The organism is Noviherbaspirillum cavernae (assembly GCF_003590875.1).
In the GTDB taxonomy this organism is placed as follows: domain Bacteria; phylum Pseudomonadota; class Gammaproteobacteria; order Burkholderiales; family Burkholderiaceae_D; genus Noviherbaspirillum; species Noviherbaspirillum cavernae.
In genome coordinates, this window is the sequence record NZ_QYUN01000002.1 from 1,493,369 (window position 1) to 1,509,815 (window position 16,447).

Consider the following 16,447-nt stretch of genomic DNA (forward strand, 5'->3'; position numbering starts at 1 on the left):
CCATGAGGGCAATCTTGTCTGCACGGAACACAATATTGGCGGTACTCCTTGGCGCGAGCAGTGCATTCTTTGCACTCCCCTTGGCAGGCGGTGTGTCGTCGGCATCTGCAGCATCTGTCGCAGGACTTCCCGATTTCACCGATCTGGTGGAAAGAACGGGAGCGGCCGTGGTTAATATCCGGACAACTGAACGTGTAAAAAATGGCCAAGGCATTCCTGGTAGCGACGACGAAGAGATGCAGGAATTTTTTCGGCGGTTTTTTGGTGTGCCGATGCCGCCACGTCAACAGCCGGCACCGCGAAATCGCAAGCCTGGCCCGCAACAGGACGAGGAAGTTCAACGTGGCGTTGGCTCGGGATTCATCATTTCGCCTGACGGCTTCGTATTGACCAATGCGCACGTGGTGGACGGCGCGGATGATGTCTATGTCACGTTGACAGACAAGCGCGAGTTCAAGGCGAAGATTATTGGCGTGGACAAACGCACGGACGTCGCGGTTGTCAAGATTGAAGGGAGCAATCTGCCGCGCCTGACGATCGGTGATCCGGGCAAGCTTCGCGTCGGAGAATGGGTGATTGCAATCGGTTCTCCTTTCGGACTTGAGAATACAGTGACTGCGGGCATTATTTCGGCGAAGGCACGCGATACCGGTGACTATCTGCCCTTGATTCAGACCGACGTCGCGGTCAATCCCGGAAATTCAGGCGGGCCGTTGATCAATATGCGCGGCGAAGTGGTCGGCATCAATTCGCAGATCTACAGCCGTTCCGGCGGATACATGGGAATCTCATTTGCCGTTCCCATTGACGAGGCGGTACGTGTTGCGGATCAGTTACGAGCAACCGGCAAAGTAACTCGTGGCCGCATAGGTGTGCAGATCGGCGAAGTCACGAAAGATGTCGCTGAATCGCTTGGGATGCCTAGAGCGAACGGCGCTTTGGTACAGCGGGTCGAGCCGGGTGGCCCCGCAGAAAAGGGTGGATTGGAAGCCGGAGATATCATTCTCAAGCTCAATGGCATCAATATCGAAAAATCGAGCGATCTGCCGCGGCTTGTCGGTGCAATCAAACCCGGTACGCGCGCGACATTGACCGTGTGGCGCAAGGGTGCGCCGCGTGATTTCACGTTGACGATCATCGAGCTGGAACCCGAAAAAACCGCCAAGAAGGAACCGAAAAAAGCAAAACCCGAGCAGCCCGCCAATGCCTTGGGATTGGTGGTGAGCGACCTCACAGAAGCCCAGAAAAAGGAGCTTAAGGTGGATGGGGGAGTTATTGTTGATGCGGCTGAAGGTTCTGCGGCACGTGCCGGACTGCGTCCAGGGGACGTGATACTTCAACTAAATAATACGGATGTGCAGGATGCCAAGCAGTTCAATGTCGCGGTATCCAAACTTGATACGAAGAAGGCCGCTGTAGTGCTTGTACGACGCGGTGAGGCATCGCAATTCGTCCCGATCCGGCCGAATGGGCAGTAGCATTTTCTCTTCCGACAAGGGCCACCAGCTGCATGAGGCTTGTGGCCTTTTCTTTATCCACGCTTACCAAATCCACTTTGGTTCACTTCACTCTCTACTCCAGAAGCTATTGTCATCTTTGCGATGACATGATTGAGGCGCTGCAAGCATTGCGTAGCGAATATCCGTTTGCGCTTGAAATTGTCGACGTGGATGCCGATGACGGGCTGGTCGCGCAGTTCGATGAACTGGTACCCGTACTTGTTGGGTCTAAAGACAATGCGACGACGGTACAGCTATGCAACTATTTTCTGGATGAGGCAAAAGTGAGAGATTTTTTGGGCGCGCCATAATTCAGAATGCGAAATATTCTTCGCTCGGAATTGCGATGGTGTGGCTTGTCATTCTTGAATTTGAATGACGGCAGAGTGAGCGAACAAGAACATTTTCGATGCAATTTTTCGTGATTTCAAGAAAGAAAGAATGCGGGATGTGAAATGGGTTTGACTCCACATTCAAGGGTTTTCCACTCTGAAATCCGGTAAAATGCGCGTTATTGAACAACCTTCTGGAAGAGGCGCTCATTTGGGGTTGCTACCCTGTTCAGAGCGCTTTTTTTGTAATTGCACCTTAATTAATGGATAACATTCGCAATTTTTCCATCATCGCCCATATCGATCATGGCAAATCAACACTGGCTGACCGCATTATCCAATTATGCGGAGGCTTGTCCGATCGCGAGATGGAAGCCCAGGTCCTCGACTCGATGGATATTGAGCGGGAACGTGGCATTACGATCAAGGCGCAGACGGCGGCCTTGTCTTACAAGGCGCGTGATGGCGAAATCTATAATCTGAACCTGATCGATACGCCCGGCCATGTGGACTTCAGCTATGAGGTCAGCCGCTCATTGTCCGCATGTGAGGGGGCATTGCTCGTGGTGGACGCCTCTCAGGGCGTTGAGGCGCAAACGGTGGCCAATTGCTATACTGCGCTGGATCTTGGTGTTGAAGTGGTCCCCGTGTTGAACAAGATCGATCTGCCATCCGCCGATCCGGAAAATGCGATTCGTGAAATCGAGGATGTGATCGGCATCGATGCCGGCGACGCGGTACGGTGCTCCGCAAAAACAGGCATGGGCGTCGAGGATGTACTGGAGGCATTGATCAGCAAGGTGCCACCTCCCAAGGGGGCGGTCGATGCGCCGCTGCAGGCGTTGATTGTCGATTCATGGTTCGACAACTATGTGGGTGTTGTCATGCTGGTCCGGATTGTCAACGGCGCGTTGCGCCCCAAGGACAAGATATTGCTGATGGCGACCGGAGCCCAATACCTGACGGAAAGCATTGGTGTGTTCACGCCGAAATCGCAGGCGCGCGACGTGCTATCGGCAGGGCAGGTTGGATTCATCATCGCGGGCATCAAGGAACTGAAGGCGGCAAAGGTCGGAGATACGATTACGCTGGCTGCCAAGCCGGCCGCAGAGCCGCTGCCGGGATTCAAGGAAGTGCAGCCGCAAGTGTTTGCAGGCTTGTTTCCGGTCGAGGCAAATCAGTATGACGCGCTGCGCGATTCGCTCGAAAAGTTAAAGCTGAACGACGCGGCATTGCAGTACGAGCCTGAAGTGTCGCAGGCGCTTGGTTTCGGCTTCCGCTGCGGCTTCCTTGGCTTGCTGCATATGGAGATCGTGCAGGAACGACTCGAACGCGAGTTCGACATGGACTTGATCACGACGGCACCCACCGTCATTTATGAGGTCGTGCAGCGCGATGGCACCATCATCTCGGTCGATAACCCATCGAAGATGCCGGAACCATCGAAGATCGAGGAGATTCGCGAGCCGATCGCGACAGTCAACCTGTACATGCCGCAGGAGTACGTTGGTTCGGTCATTACGCTATGTACCCAGAAGCGCGGCGTACAGACCAACATGACTTACCACGGCAAGCAGGTGATGCTGACGTATGAAATGCCGATGGCGGAAATCGTGCTCGATTTCTTCGACAAGCTGAAGTCCACGTCGCGCGGTTACGCATCCATGGATTATGAATTCCTGGAGAATCGCGCCGCAGATGTCGTCAAGGTAGACATGCTGATCAATGCGGAAAAGGTGGATGCTTTGGCGATCATCGTGCACCGTTCGACCAGCCAGTATCGTGGACGGGCGGTTGCGGCCAAGATGCGTGAGTTGATTCCGCGTCAAATGTTCGACGTCGCGATCCAGGCTGCGATCGGGTCAAACATCATCGCCCGCGAGAACGTCAAAGCCATGCGCAAGAACGTGCTGGCGAAGTGCTATGGAGGTGATATCAGTCGCAAACGCAAGCTGCTCGAAAAGCAGAAGGCCGGCAAGAAGCGCATGAAGCAGGTCGGCTCGGTAGAGGTGCCGCAAGAAGCATTCCTGGCGATTTTACAAGTGGACGATAAATGAGTTTGCAAGCGATTCTTGGCAATTTTGCGTTAATCCTTTTTGTTCTAACCATTGCGACCGGGGTGATATGGTTTCTCGATGTCTTTTATCTCACCAGGCAGCGGCGCGCGCGGGCCGATGTGGCGTTGGCTGCATTTGATGCGCGCAATGCCCGGTTGATGGCGGATGGCGTCCGGCCGGACGACCGCGGTCGCAGTGCGCTGGAAACGGATCTTCTCAAACAACCCACCTGGATCGAGTATTCCGGAAGCTTTTTCCCGGTTATTGCGCTCGTTTTCTTCCTCCGATCGTTTCTGTTTGAGCCATTCAAGATCCCGTCCAGTTCAATGGTTCCCACTTTGGCAATTGGGGATCTGATTCTGGTGAATAAATTCACCTACGGAGTGCGCCTCCCGGTTATTAATAAAAAGGTCATTGAAGTCAATGCGCCACAACGTGGCGATGTCATGGTCTTCAAATATCCGAAGGACATGTCGCTTGACTACATCAAGCGTGTCATCGGTGTGCCAGGTGATAAAATTGTCTATAAAAACAAACGTTTAAGCGTCAATGGTAAAGAGCTTTCATATCAGCCTTTGCCGGACTACCTGGACGAAGAGCATTTGACTTATTCCAAACAGTTTTCCGAGAGGCTGGCGGGTGCAGGACACAAGATACTGAATGATGAGCGGGTGCCGGCCTATGTTCCGAATCCGGATGCATTTCCGTACAGGGAATCGTGCAGCTACAACCTCGAAGGATTTGCATGTACCGTCCCGGCTGGACATTACTTCGTGATGGGGGATAATCGGGATAACAGTCTGGACAGCCGATACTGGGGCTTCGTGCCGGATGAAAATATTGTCGGAAAGGCCTTTTTCGTCTGGATGAATCTCGGCAATCTGAAGCGAATCGGCAGCTTTCAATAAATAAAACGAGGGAGTGACCGCATGGAACTATTGTCAGGAATCACGGACAGACAAAGAGGCGTGTCGTTGTCGGGCTTTATTTTCGTGATCGTGATTGTTGCGATTGCTACGGTGATTGGAATGAAAATTGTGCCGACCGTAGTCGAGTACTCAGCAATCAAGAAGGCAATTGTGTCAGCCAAGAATGCCGGGACGACAGTAAGGGAAATTCAGCTTGCGTTCGACAAACAGAGTGCGGCTGGTTATATCGACTCGATCGCAGGTAAAGATCTGGAAATCACAAGAAATGCCGATGGCGGTTTGGATGTCAGCGTTGCATATGAGAAGAAAATTGCATTGTTTGGCCCGGTAAGTCTGGTCATTGACTATGTGGCGACGACGGGGCGCCAGCCGGTGGTTCAATAAGATTGCACGCAGCAGGCGGAAATGGATTCGATGGTATTGCAAACCCGGCTAGGCCACACGTTCAAGGATGCCGCATTGCTGCAGCAGGCTCTGACACATCGAAGCCATAGCAGTTTGCATAACGAACGACTGGAATTTCTGGGTGACTCGATACTCAATTGCGTTGTTGCATCGTTGCTGTTCGAGCGTTACAACAAGATTGATGAGGGCGATTTGTCCCGGCTGCGTGCCAATCTCGTCAAACAACAGTCCTTGTACGAAATTGCGCAACGACTGGAGCTTTCGCAGTTCCTTCGGCTGGGTGAAGGCGAATTGAAATCGGGCGGCTTTCGCCGTCCCTCGATTCTCGCAGATACGCTTGAGGCTTTATTCGGTGCGATTTTTCTGGATGCGGGTTTTGACGCCGCGTGCGGCGTTATCCGGGCCTTGTACATTCCGATACTGGAAACGGTCGACCCCAAAACTCTGGGCAAAGACGCCAAAACGCTCTTGCAGGAGTATTTGCAAGGAAAGAAAATCGCGCTTCCTCAATATAACGTTGTCGCAACGCACGGCGCGGCACACAACCAGGAATTCGAAATCGAGTGTCTGGTACCCAAGCTCGATATCCAGGTATTCGGTACCGGTGGCAGCCGCAGGGCTGGCGAACAAGCCGCCGCAAAGCTCGCGCTGGAGGCGGTTCAGAACGCATTTGCAAAAGGCTCGAGCACTGCACGCAAAACCAAGCCGCGTGCTTCGCAATTGAAGCTTGCCGGCATCGCGACCATTCAGCCGGATGCACCGGTTGACGAGGTGCAGAAGAAGTCGGTGAAGGCGACATCAAAGACGGAGTCGCGGCAAGAAGTCAAGCAACTGGATGCAGCGCAGGAACTGAAATCCGATGCTGCCACGGACAGTCAGCCGGACGGCAAGGCTGATACCAAGCCCGATGCCAAATCCGATATACCTGCTTCGAATCAGATTGAAACTCCCATTGTTGCTACCCAATCCAAAACAGCATGACTGAATCTGCATCATCTCCAGACTTTCGATGCGGCTATATCGCGATCGTGGGGCGTCCCAATGTCGGCAAGTCGACGTTGATGAATGCGCTGATTGGCGCCAAGGTAAGCATTACTTCGCGCAAGGCACAGACAACTCGCCACAGGATCACTGGCATTCAGACCACTGAAGACGCGCAGTTCGTGTATGTCGACACTCCGGGATTCCAGACACGCCATTCCAATGCCTTGAACAAGACGCTCAACCGCACAGTCACCAATACGCTGACGGCGGCGGATGTGATCCTGTTCATCGTCGAGGCGGGTACCTACGGACCTGCAGACAAGCAGGTTCTTGAATTGCTCCCTGCGGACGTGCCATGCATTCTGGTGCTGAACAAGTCTGACCGCGTGAAGGACAGAGCGGTGCTGATGCCTTTCGCACAGCAGGTTGCGGCAGAGAGGGATTTTGCTGCCATCGTTCCGGTGTCGGCGAAGCAACGATTTCAGCTGGATGTTCTCGAAGGCGAAATCAAGAAGCATTTGCCTGCAGAGCAGCCGATTTTCGATGAAGACGACATAACAGACCGCAGCGAAAAATTCCTCGCGTCGGAGATCGTGCGTGAAAAGGTATTCCGCTTTGTGGGGGATGAGCTGCCTTATACCAGCACCGTCGTGATTGAAAAATTCGAGCAGGAAGGCAATCTGCGCCGCATTTTTGTGGCCATCCTCGTTGAGCGCGATGGCCACAAATCGATGGTTATCGGACAGAAGGGGATGAAGCTCAAGGAGATATCGACCCAGTCCCGGCTTGACATGGAAAAGCTGTTCGGCGGCCCGGTCTATCTTGAAATCTGGGTGAAGGTGAAATCCGGCTGGGCAGATAACGAGGCCGGGCTCCGCGCATACGGCTACGAATAGGCGCAGCACTGGATGAACATCAACGTCGCGGACGTGATGCATGGGTTGGACATGCCGTCGCATGGCACAAAGATGGAACGGCAAGTGGGCCAGGCGCATGGTGCAGGAGAATCCGACGCTCGATCAAACGGCGCGATGAATGACGGCAATGCACCGGTCGAAGGCCGAGTCGGCGTCCAGGCAAAGCGCAGCAAACCCACGGAGAAGGAGAGCCGCGTCGCGCATCAACCCGCCTTCGTCTTGCACAGCCACCCCTACAAGGAAACCAGCCTGATCGTCGATATATTTTCGCGCGATTACGGCCGCATTCCGCTGATCGCCAAAGGTGCCAAGCGGCCGCATTCCAAATTGCGTGGTGCGTTGCAGACATTCCAGCCTTTGTCTGTTGGATGGAGCGGAAAATCGGAAGTGCGTACGCTCACCAGCGCGGAATGGATAGGCGGCTTGCTGCCGCTGGAGAGATCGGCATTGTTATGCGGTTTTTATTTGAACGAATTGCTGGTCAAGCTGCTGGCGCGCGATGATCCTCATCCAGCCCTGTTCGATTGCTACATCGACGCCTTGAATCAGCTGGGCCATGGTGAACCAGCGCCCATCGTATTGCGCAAATTCGAGCGGGCGCTGATGAAGGAAACCGGCGTGGCAGCCAACTTCACAGTGTGTACGCGTACCGGGCGCACCGTCGAGCCGGGCGAGACCTATATCGTCGATCCCGAACGCGGACCGCGTCCGGCATTGCCATCCGATGCCACGCCGCGCGTTTCCGGCAAGACGCTGCTCGACATGGAGCATGAAGATTACGCGGATCCTGCCACGCAAACGCAAAGCAAATTCCTGATGCGTTTTTTGCTCGCACATCATCTGGGTGGCGCGCAACTTAATACGCGGCAGATTCTGATAGATTTGATGCAGTTATAAATCACCTATTCCCATCATGAGTCTCTTGCATCCACACAAGCCGGTTATCGATTTGGGCGTCAATATTGACCATGTTGCGACCTTGCGCAACGCACGAGGAACCATCTATCCCGACCCGGTCCAGGCCGCCTTGCTGGCGGAAGAGGCCGGGGCAGATGGAATCACTCTGCACATGCGCGAAGATCGGCGTCATATCAAGGATGCCGACGTCGAAGCCATTCGTCCGCAACTGCGCACACGCATGAATCTGGAGTCGGCAGTGACGGCGGAAATGATCGATTTCGCGTGTCGGATCAAGCCGCAGGATGTCTGTCTGGTCCCGGAGCGGCGTGATGAGGTCACCACCGAAGGCGGTCTGGACGTGGTCCGTTACTTTACCCAGGTGCAGGCCGCAATCCGGCAACTGCAGGCCGAGAACATCCGCGTCAGCCTGTTTATCGATGCCGATCCCGTTCAAATCAAGGCGGCAGCCGAGGCGGGTGCGCCGGTGATAGAGATTCACACGGGCCGTTATGCCGATGCCCGGACCGAAGATGAACAGCAGCAGGAACTTGAACGCGTGCAAGCGGGCGTGCTGGAAGGCGTGAAATGGGGACTTAAAGTCAATGCCGGTCATGGCTTGCACTATGACAATGTGCATGCGATCGCGGCCATCCCGGAAATCATCGAACTCAATATCGGCCACGCCATCGTCGCGCAGGCGCTTTTCATCGGCTGGCAGAATGCGGTGCGGGAAATGAAGGCAATCATGACTGCGGCGCGCCTGGGAATTCACAAGAAATGATTTACGGCATTGGGACCGACATTATTCAAATCTCGCGTATCGAAGCGGCCTTGGCGCGTCACGGCGATCGATTCGCTGAAAAAATTCTTGGTCCCGATGAAATACTGAAATACAAGGGCCGCAAGGCAAAGGTCGAAGCGCGCGGCATCCGTTTCCTGGCAACGCGGTTTGCCGCGAAAGAGGCTTTCTCCAAGGCGGTTGGGTTGGGTATGCGCATGCCGATGACGTGGCGCGCAATGCAGACCTTGAATGCGCCGGGCGGAAAGCCGATTGCGGTAACAAGCGGAGATTTAAGGGATTTCATGGAGCAGCAAGGATTGACTGCGCAGGTATCGATAACAGATGAGGCTGATTACGCGGTCGCGTTCGTCATAGTGGAGAAAAAATGAATTCAACAACAAGAACGACCGGCCTGAAATCGGGCCCCGTCATGCTCGACGTGGCGGGAACATCGCTCGATGACGACGATATCCGTCGCATTCAACATCCGTTGACCGGCGGCGTCATTCTGTTTGCGCGTAACTACGAGAACCGCGAGCAACTGATCGCGCTGACCGAAGCGATTCATGCAGCGCGGCCGGGCGTACTGATTGCCGTGGATCATGAAGGCGGACGGGTGCAGCGATTCAAGACAGATGGATTCACGAAATTGCCGGCGATGCGCAGGCTGGGTGAGTTGTGGGATCGGGACGTGCTTGCCGCGACAAAGGCGGCGACGGATGTGGGGTTTGTGCTGGCCGCCGAGTTGCGTGCCTGCGGCGTTGATTTGTCGTTTACCCCCGTGCTCGATCTCGATTATGGCGAATCGGGTGTCATCGGCGATCGCGCGTTCCATCGCGACCCGCGCGTGGTCACGATGCTGGCAAAGAGTTTGAATCACGGTCTTGCGCTTGCCGGCATGGCCAATTGCGGCAAGCACTTTCCCGGCCATGGCTTTGTCAAGGCGGATTCGCATGTCGATATTCCGGTTGACGAGCGCGGATTGAAAGAGATTCTGGGCGAAGATGCTGCGCCATATGACTGGCTCGGTCTCGGTCTGTCCGGGGTCATGCCGGCGCACGTCATTTATCCGAAGGTGGACAAGCATCCCGCCGGATTCTCCAAAAAGTGGCTATCGATCCTACGCCGGGACATGGGCTTCCAGGGGGTGATCTTCAGTGACGATCTCAGCATGGAGGGGGCCAGTGTCGCTGGCGGCGTGGTCGATGGCGCCCATGCAGCCTTGTCTGCAGGCTGTGACATGGTGTTGATCTGCAATTCGCCGGACAAGGCCGATCAGTTGCTGGTCGGCTTGAAAGTGGAATCGGATTCTGCCGCCAGGGAATCGGCCGCCCGGATTGCATCCTTGTCACCACAGACGCCAGGTTTGGACTGGGACGCACTGCAGAACGATGTGCGTTATCAAGCGGCGAAAGCCGTTGCGCAGTCGCTTTGCACCAGCTGATATTGTTGAAGTGATGTCCGAAAACGTTGCACCCGACCCGCGCACGGCAATTCTTGAAATAGTTGCGAAACTTCCGCACCTGCCGGGCGTGTACCGTTATTTCGATGTCGATAACAATCTCTTGTATGTCGGCAAGGCACGAGACCTCAAGAAGCGTGTTTCTAGCTATTTCCAGAAAACCCTCACCAGTCCGCGGACTGCGATGATGGTGGAACGCATCATGCGGTTGGAAACGACCGTGACACGAAGCGAAGCCGAAGCATTGCTTCTTGAAAACAATCTCATCAAGACCTTGCAGCCGCGATACAACATTCTGTTTCGCGATGACAAATCTTATCCGTATCTGAAAATCACCGGGCAGGCTGTGCCGCGCATGGCCTATTACCGCGGCGCAGTTGACAAGAAGAGCCAGTATTTCGGGCCATTTCCCAGCGCGTGGGCGGTCAAGGAATCGATGCAGATTCTGCAGAAGGTCTTTCAGATCCGTACGTGCGAAGACACGGTTTTTGCCAATCGCACCCGGCCTTGTCTTCTGCATCAGATCAATCGCTGCAGTGCGCCGTGCGTAAATGCGATCGGCAAGGAAGACTATGCGATCGATGTTGAGAATGCGGCGAAGTTCCTGCGTGGACGACAGAACGAAGTGATGGAGGCGCTGGAAGCGAAGATGCACGCCTTCGCTGCCGAACTCAAGTTCGAGCAGGCGGCGGCGGTGCGCAATCAGATCACGGCGCTGTCTCGCGTGCTGCACCAGCAAAGCATGGAAGTTGCCGGCGACGCAGACATCGATGTCATCGCCGTCATTGTGCAGGGCGGCCGCGCCTGCGTGAACCTCGCGATGGTAAGGGGCGGGCGGCATCTCGGTGACCGGGCATACTTCCCGACGCACGTGGATAACGCCATCGCCACGGTAGAGGATTCGGTCGAGGTCGAAGTGCTGAAAGCATTCCTGGCCCAGCACTACATCGACAAATTCATCCCTGGCACGATCATTCTCAACGTCGAATTCGACGAGCCGGCGCTCATGATGGCGCTCGCCGAACAATGCGGTCATCGCATCAATCTGGTATTCCAGCCTCAGGGGCAGCGCCGCCAATGGCTGGATATGGCGCACAAGGGGGCGGAAATCGCATTGGCCCGTCTGCTGTCCGAGCAGGGCTCGCAGCAGTCGCGCACGCGGGCTCTGGTGGATGTGCTGGGAGTCGATATCGAAGACATCGACTTGCTCCGTATCGAGTGCTTTGACATCAGTCATACACAGGGCGAAGCGACGCAGGCGTCTTGCGTGGTATTTCATCATCACACGATGCAGAATGGCGAATATCGCCGCTTCAATATTCTGGGCATCACGCCGGGAGACGACTATGCCGCGATGCGTCAGGTGCTGACGCGACGCTACGAGAAAGTCGCAAACGGCGATGGTGTCATGCCGGACGTTGTGCTGGTCGATGGCGGCAAAGGTCAGGTCGAAGTGGCGCGCCAGGTATTCAGCGAGCTCGGCTTGGACATCAGCCTGATCGTTGGCGTGGCGAAAGGAGAGGGCAGAAAAGTCGGACTGGAAACCCTGATCTTTGCCGACGAGCGCGCGCCGCAAGAGCTTGGCAAGGAATCTGCCGCATTGATGTTGATTGCACAGATTCGCGATGAAGCCCATCGCTTTGCAATTACCGGAATGCGTGCCAAACGTGCAAAGGCGCGCCAAACCTCGCGCCTGGAAGAGATCGAGGGGATCGGAGCGAAGCGGAGGCAGAAACTGCTCGCGCGTTTCGGCGGCCTGCGCGGTGTTGCGGATGCCAGTGTCGAAGAACTTGCTTCGGTTGAAGGAATCTCGCGCCAGCTCGCGGAGGAGATTTACAAGCAGCTGCATTGACCGTCGGGACAAAAACGTCTCGGCAAGGCGCACGCGTTGCGCATGAAGCGGGCACCGACATTCGAATATCCGATGCCCGAGTCGCTAATAATTGCGCGCAATGCAAATTGCGGGCGATAATCCGGCCTGAAAATTTCTCGAAGCCATCCTATGCCTTTGAATATTCCAATTCTGCTGACCTGGTTGCGCGTGGCGCTGATTCCACTTGTTGTGGGGGTGTTCTACTTGCCCGACGCATGGTTGTCGCCATTCGGAAAAGGGGCCGCGTCCTGCGCCATTTTCATCATCGCCGCCGTCACGGACTGGTTCGATGGCTTTCTCGCGCGGCGCTGGAACGAAACATCGGCATTCGGCGCGTTCCTCGATCCGGTTGCGGACAAGCTGATGGTGGCGGGTGCGCTGCTGGTGCTGGTCGAGTTCGGCAAGGTCAATGCGGTGATTGCCTTCATCATCATCGGGCGCGAGATCACGATTTCCGCTTTGCGCGAGTGGATGGCGCAAATCGGCGCGTCCAAGTCGGTCGCCGTTAGTTCGCTAGGAAAGATCAAGACAACCGCGCAGATGATTGCGATTCCGATGCTGCTGTTCGATGGCCACCTGTTCGGTGTCATCGATACGGAATATTGGGGCAGCTGGTTCCTGGCCGTTGCCGCAGTGCTCACGGTGTGGTCGATGCTTTACTACCTTCGAAAAGCCTGGCCGCTTATCAAGGAGCGGACTGGCAATGTCCTCTGAGACCGAATGATTCGGTCTGGGACGATTGTCTGCTCACAGAAGTGAGTCGGGATGTGGTTTGCGTTCGGAGCCGGATCGCAAGGCTTCTCCAGTCGCCAATGGATCCGCATGCCGGCGCCTGCAGTGTCGCCATGTCCCATCGGGTCTGTTGTCTGCGAAACCATTAGCGCCTGAACGGCTCGCTGCGATTGCTTGATCAACGCAGTCCGATTTTTTTGCGCATCGTTTACGCCACGCGCCCATCTTTTTACGAAATCTTTATGTCCGCGCGGCTACCCTGATCATTATCAGGGCATGTGTGCAGGTGCTTCTTTGTTCCGCGATTCAGGATGTATGCCATCGGTTGGATACGATGCAGCCGCAACACGAAATGCCCTTTTTTGCATCGGTCAAGGGGCATGACAATGAAAGCATCGAATACGAGGGGGACATTACTCAAATGGCCCTCAGCGAATCCCGTTCGGAATGATGCCGGGATTGAACAGCAGGGCGCAGGGACCAATAGTTCAGCTGACCCTGCTCCTGATCAAATCGCAAGCGGCCACTCTCGCGGTAAAGACAATGGCAGCATGCGCAGGCGCTTGTACGATCTAGTGAGAATCCGGCGGGATGATCATGCTGAACCCTCTGTTCCGACGCGGGATGATCTGCAGACGGACAATCAATTCCAGCCAGACAATCAAGTAAACGCGCCCCATCTCAACCTGGATGAAAACCGCTTGCTGAACATATCCAGGGCGGACCTGAGCGACCTGCTTCCTGCGCTTTATGGCACGGCGCAGAATCTCGCCAATCTTGGCAATAATGCTCTCAGCGCCACATATCAACAACTTGCGGATCAGGCAAAGCAGCTTGCCGACGCGCCGCTTGAGTCGTTAAAGGCGCAATTTCTGCCTGCAGATGCGTTGAATCTGGGTCTGTCGAGCAGCATTTCTGCCGTAGTCTTGCCCTTGGCCTTCATTGCCTTGCGCGCCGGCATCCGCGATACGCGGAAAGCAATTGAATCCAACGAAAAACTGAACGCCCGTGAACAGTTGACGCAGAACTATGTGCGAAATCTCAAGGCGTTGGCAGATGACGCTGCGCGCGGAAATCTGCATCCTCTCCTTGGCCGGTATATCCATCTTGGCGAGCAGCAAGCCGAGTTGCTTCGTTTTGCAAAAAGCATGAACAAGCTGAGTGGCGTTATCTCAGCCTCGTCTGCCACATCGTCCGCGATTGTGATAATGCACGCCGGCGAGGAGCTCGTTGCCAAAGGCATCCTCGGCGTCGAGCACGGATTCAATGCCGCGCAATTGGGTACTACCGCCGCTGGCGCGGCGACGGGTTTGAGCATTGCGGGAACGCTCGCATTGACGCCTCTGTACGGCATTGCCAGTACTGCCATGGCGAGTACATTGACCTATAAGTCAGTCAAGAAGCAGAAGAACTTCCGAGCGGGCAAGGAGAAAGTCGATGCGTTCCTCAGGAATGAGATCAATGCGGAATCCGTCCGCGATCAAAGGTACCGGCGTTTTTTGCAGACGAAACTGAGCCAACGGGCCAAATTCTTTCGTACAAATGTCATTTCCAATTCGGGTTTTCTGGCGGGGAGCATTGTTTATACGGGCACGTCGATTGCGAAAATGGCGATCGTGGCGGCGGCAATGACTGGCGCTGGAGTGGCGGCAGCCAATCCCGTTGGGGCTTCGGCATTGTTGGCAATGGGGATTGTCGGTGGATTGGTCATGGGTGCGGGGTCACTGAAATTCCTGCATTCAAACAGCAGGCAAAACCGTTACGACCACTATCTCATTGCAGACGATCTGGAGCTGGAAAGGGAGTTTCTCCATGTCGTGGATATCATGCATCCCGATGGCAAATCCAGGGGATTCGGCATGCGCGCGCACTTTTACGCCTTGATCTCTGCGCGGGAGTATCGCAGGCAGGGTCTCCTTGCCGAGATTGCCGAAGTTAACAACAAGTCCTATAAGCCGGTTCATTACTCGACAGATGGCGTCACTTTGCCTCCAAGGCAAAAGGCGGACGGTAGTGCATGGAAAAAAAACATACAGGCTCGTCTGGATACGGAACTCGTCAGGATGAAGGGTTTTTTAAAAGGAAAGCCCCGGCAGGCGAAGGAGGATGCACGAAAAGAATGGGGGAATAAATCGGACATGCTGACGTCATGGCCGGTACAACGCTGGTTGGAGAATCCCGCTAATTTTCCTCGGCAGATCGATTTCATGAAGGCGGAAACGCGCGCACAACTTGCTTATCTTGAAGAAAAAATGGCGGCCCGCGGCGAGGTGTTCCGCCGCTTCGGCTCCAATACCGGCACGGCTGGTGAGCAATCGCGTCCGCAGGGAGCGAGTCAGGAGGAAAACGGCAATCAATTGTCAGCGCTGATCAATGATTTTTTGACGGGACAAGAGAATGCTGCGCAAAGAGATGCGCTGTTGGTCGAGCGTGGGCAGACTCTGATGGAGAGTCTCGACAGGATCAAAGAAGCTGGGGAGCAAACACCAGATGCCCAGGCATTGGAAAAACTGAAATCCGACTTTTTGCATTTGCAAACAGGAGATGTGCCCGATTCTGCCGAATCCGCCGCCGACACGCCTCAGGCGACAGATCACTTGTTTGCCAAATTCCTTCGCAGAGAGTCACCGAAGCGATACCGGGATTTAAGGGGCATCCTGATTGAAACAGAGATCTTCGCCGCAAAATTGCGAAGCAGGGCAGAGATGGAGCCCGTACTGGCAAGGGAATCATCTGAAACACCCATCACACCGGCAGTCGGGACGCATGAACCTGAGCTGCCACCTGAGCTGCCGATTCACCGGCAATTCATGGCGGGGAAAGATCGCTCGTCAGCGCCTCAGCCATCGCCGAGTCCGGAGGAAAAAGATGTTCAAAAATGGCTCGCGAATTTCATTGACGGCGATCCTGACTTGAAGAAATTTTTTCGCACCGAGTAAAACTGGCCGGGTACCCTCTGACATCAGGAGGCCAGGCTGATATTCTCTTTAACGAGTTGTGCCGGCTTTTGTCTTGAAAAGCACAAGTAAATCGTCATTACAGGAAAAATGCATGTCTTCAAAACAATCTTTTTCGGAGTTCATGGAGCAGAAAAATGTCAGGCTGACGCTGGCGGCTGTGTGTGTCTATTTCGCAATCGGCGGTCTCTTTCAGCTGCTTACCGGTGACAACGGCGCGGACTGGTTCCGTGGTGGAGGCGGATTTCTGCTGTGGGGTGGATGGGCTGTGATCAACGCGCTAAAGCCCTACGGACGGAGTGTTCCGGGTATCAATATCGCCGTCAACGCCGGTCTGGTGATGATCGTTGCCAGCTGGATCGCAAGGAATTGAAAAAAGCAATATTTGTCGGTCAAATTCATGGATGTTTCACGCATTGCCAAACAGGAAACTCTCCGGATGCAAGCAGCAATCCTTGCGTTTTCGCAAGGAATACATTGCTTGCTGGAAGTACGATGAAGTCGGTCCCTTAAGGCCTCCCAGGAAGTTTTGCCCGCAACGCGCAAGCCTTGCGGGCTTTTTCTTGCGTTTTCGTTTTTCAGGCATGCAGAAATTTCTCGTGGACGTAGGATTTTCCTG

At 54.9% G+C, this 16,447-nt stretch carries 15 protein-coding genes; all 15 read left to right on the forward strand.

Going from position 1 to position 16,447, the window contains the following annotated elements; translation table 11 throughout:
- Nucleotides 1–2 precede the first annotated feature (2 nt).
- Nucleotides 3–1,478: a DegQ family serine endoprotease gene (locus tag D3870_RS07025; protein ID WP_199710552.1), complete on the forward strand. Its 1,476-nt coding sequence runs from the start codon at nucleotides 3–5 to the stop codon at nucleotides 1,476–1,478.
- 32 nt (nucleotides 1,479–1,510) lie between these two features.
- Nucleotides 1,511–1,810 (forward strand): glutaredoxin family protein, encoded by a 300-nt coding sequence (locus D3870_RS07030; RefSeq protein WP_119737805.1) that lies wholly within the window; start codon nucleotides 1,511–1,513, stop codon nucleotides 1,808–1,810.
- A 284-nt stretch (nucleotides 1,811–2,094) separates the two neighbouring features.
- Complete coding sequence (gene lepA, locus D3870_RS07035; protein ID WP_119737807.1) at nucleotides 2,095–3,888, forward strand: translation elongation factor 4; 1,794 nt, start codon at nucleotides 2,095–2,097, stop codon at nucleotides 3,886–3,888.
- Entirely contained in the window at nucleotides 3,885–4,796 is a 912-nt protein-coding gene (gene lepB / locus D3870_RS07040; RefSeq protein ID WP_119737809.1) for a signal peptidase I, read from the forward strand. The genes lepA and lepB overlap by 4 nt, the downstream gene beginning before the upstream one ends.
- Nucleotides 4,797–4,817: 21 nt before the next feature.
- Nucleotides 4,818–5,201, forward strand: coding sequence for a DUF4845 domain-containing protein (locus tag D3870_RS07045; protein WP_119737810.1), 384 nt, complete (start codon nucleotides 4,818–4,820; stop codon nucleotides 5,199–5,201).
- Nucleotides 5,202–5,222: 21 nt separating this feature from the next.
- A complete protein-coding gene (gene rnc / locus D3870_RS07050) occupies nucleotides 5,223–6,203 on the forward strand; it encodes a ribonuclease III (protein ID WP_119737812.1) in 981 nt (326 codons plus the stop codon).
- Nucleotides 6,200–7,102, forward strand: a complete 903-nt coding sequence (gene era / locus D3870_RS07055; protein WP_119737814.1) for a GTPase Era — start codon at nucleotides 6,200–6,202, stop codon at nucleotides 7,100–7,102. The genes rnc and era overlap by 4 nt, the downstream gene beginning before the upstream one ends.
- A gap of 135 nt (nucleotides 7,103–7,237) precedes the next feature.
- A complete protein-coding gene (recO, locus tag D3870_RS07060) occupies nucleotides 7,238–8,020 on the forward strand; it encodes a DNA repair protein RecO (protein ID WP_242490048.1) in 783 nt (260 codons plus the stop codon).
- A 16-nt stretch (nucleotides 8,021–8,036) separates the two neighbouring features.
- Nucleotides 8,037–8,804, forward strand: a complete 768-nt coding sequence (pdxJ, locus tag D3870_RS07065; RefSeq protein ID WP_119737816.1) for a pyridoxine 5'-phosphate synthase — start codon at nucleotides 8,037–8,039, stop codon at nucleotides 8,802–8,804.
- Entirely contained in the window at nucleotides 8,801–9,193 is a 393-nt protein-coding gene (gene acpS, locus D3870_RS07070) for a holo-ACP synthase (RefSeq protein ID WP_119737818.1), read from the forward strand. Before pdxJ ends, acpS begins: the two co-directional genes overlap by 4 nt.
- A complete protein-coding gene (gene nagZ, locus D3870_RS07075; protein WP_119737820.1) occupies nucleotides 9,190–10,248 on the forward strand; it encodes a beta-N-acetylhexosaminidase in 1,059 nt (352 codons plus the stop codon). Before acpS ends, nagZ begins: the two co-directional genes overlap by 4 nt.
- A gap of 13 nt (nucleotides 10,249–10,261) precedes the next feature.
- Nucleotides 10,262–12,118 carry an excinuclease ABC subunit UvrC gene (gene uvrC / locus D3870_RS07080; RefSeq protein WP_119737822.1) on the forward strand — a complete coding sequence of 619 codons (1,857 nt, stop codon included), beginning with the start codon at nucleotides 10,262–10,264 and terminating at the stop codon, nucleotides 12,116–12,118.
- A gap of 150 nt (nucleotides 12,119–12,268) precedes the next feature.
- The gene (pgsA, locus tag D3870_RS07085; protein WP_119737824.1) at nucleotides 12,269–12,853 is read left to right on the forward strand and encodes a CDP-diacylglycerol--glycerol-3-phosphate 3-phosphatidyltransferase; all 585 of its coding nucleotides are present in this window, start codon (nucleotides 12,269–12,271) and stop codon (nucleotides 12,851–12,853) included.
- A gap of 398 nt (nucleotides 12,854–13,251) precedes the next feature.
- Nucleotides 13,252–15,810, forward strand: a complete 2,559-nt coding sequence (locus D3870_RS07090; protein WP_158590399.1) for a hypothetical protein — start codon at nucleotides 13,252–13,254, stop codon at nucleotides 15,808–15,810.
- 112 nt (nucleotides 15,811–15,922) lie between these two features.
- Nucleotides 15,923–16,201: a hypothetical protein gene (locus D3870_RS07095; RefSeq protein ID WP_119737828.1), complete on the forward strand. Its 279-nt coding sequence runs from the start codon at nucleotides 15,923–15,925 to the stop codon at nucleotides 16,199–16,201.
- Nucleotides 16,202–16,447: the final 246 nt, after the last annotated feature.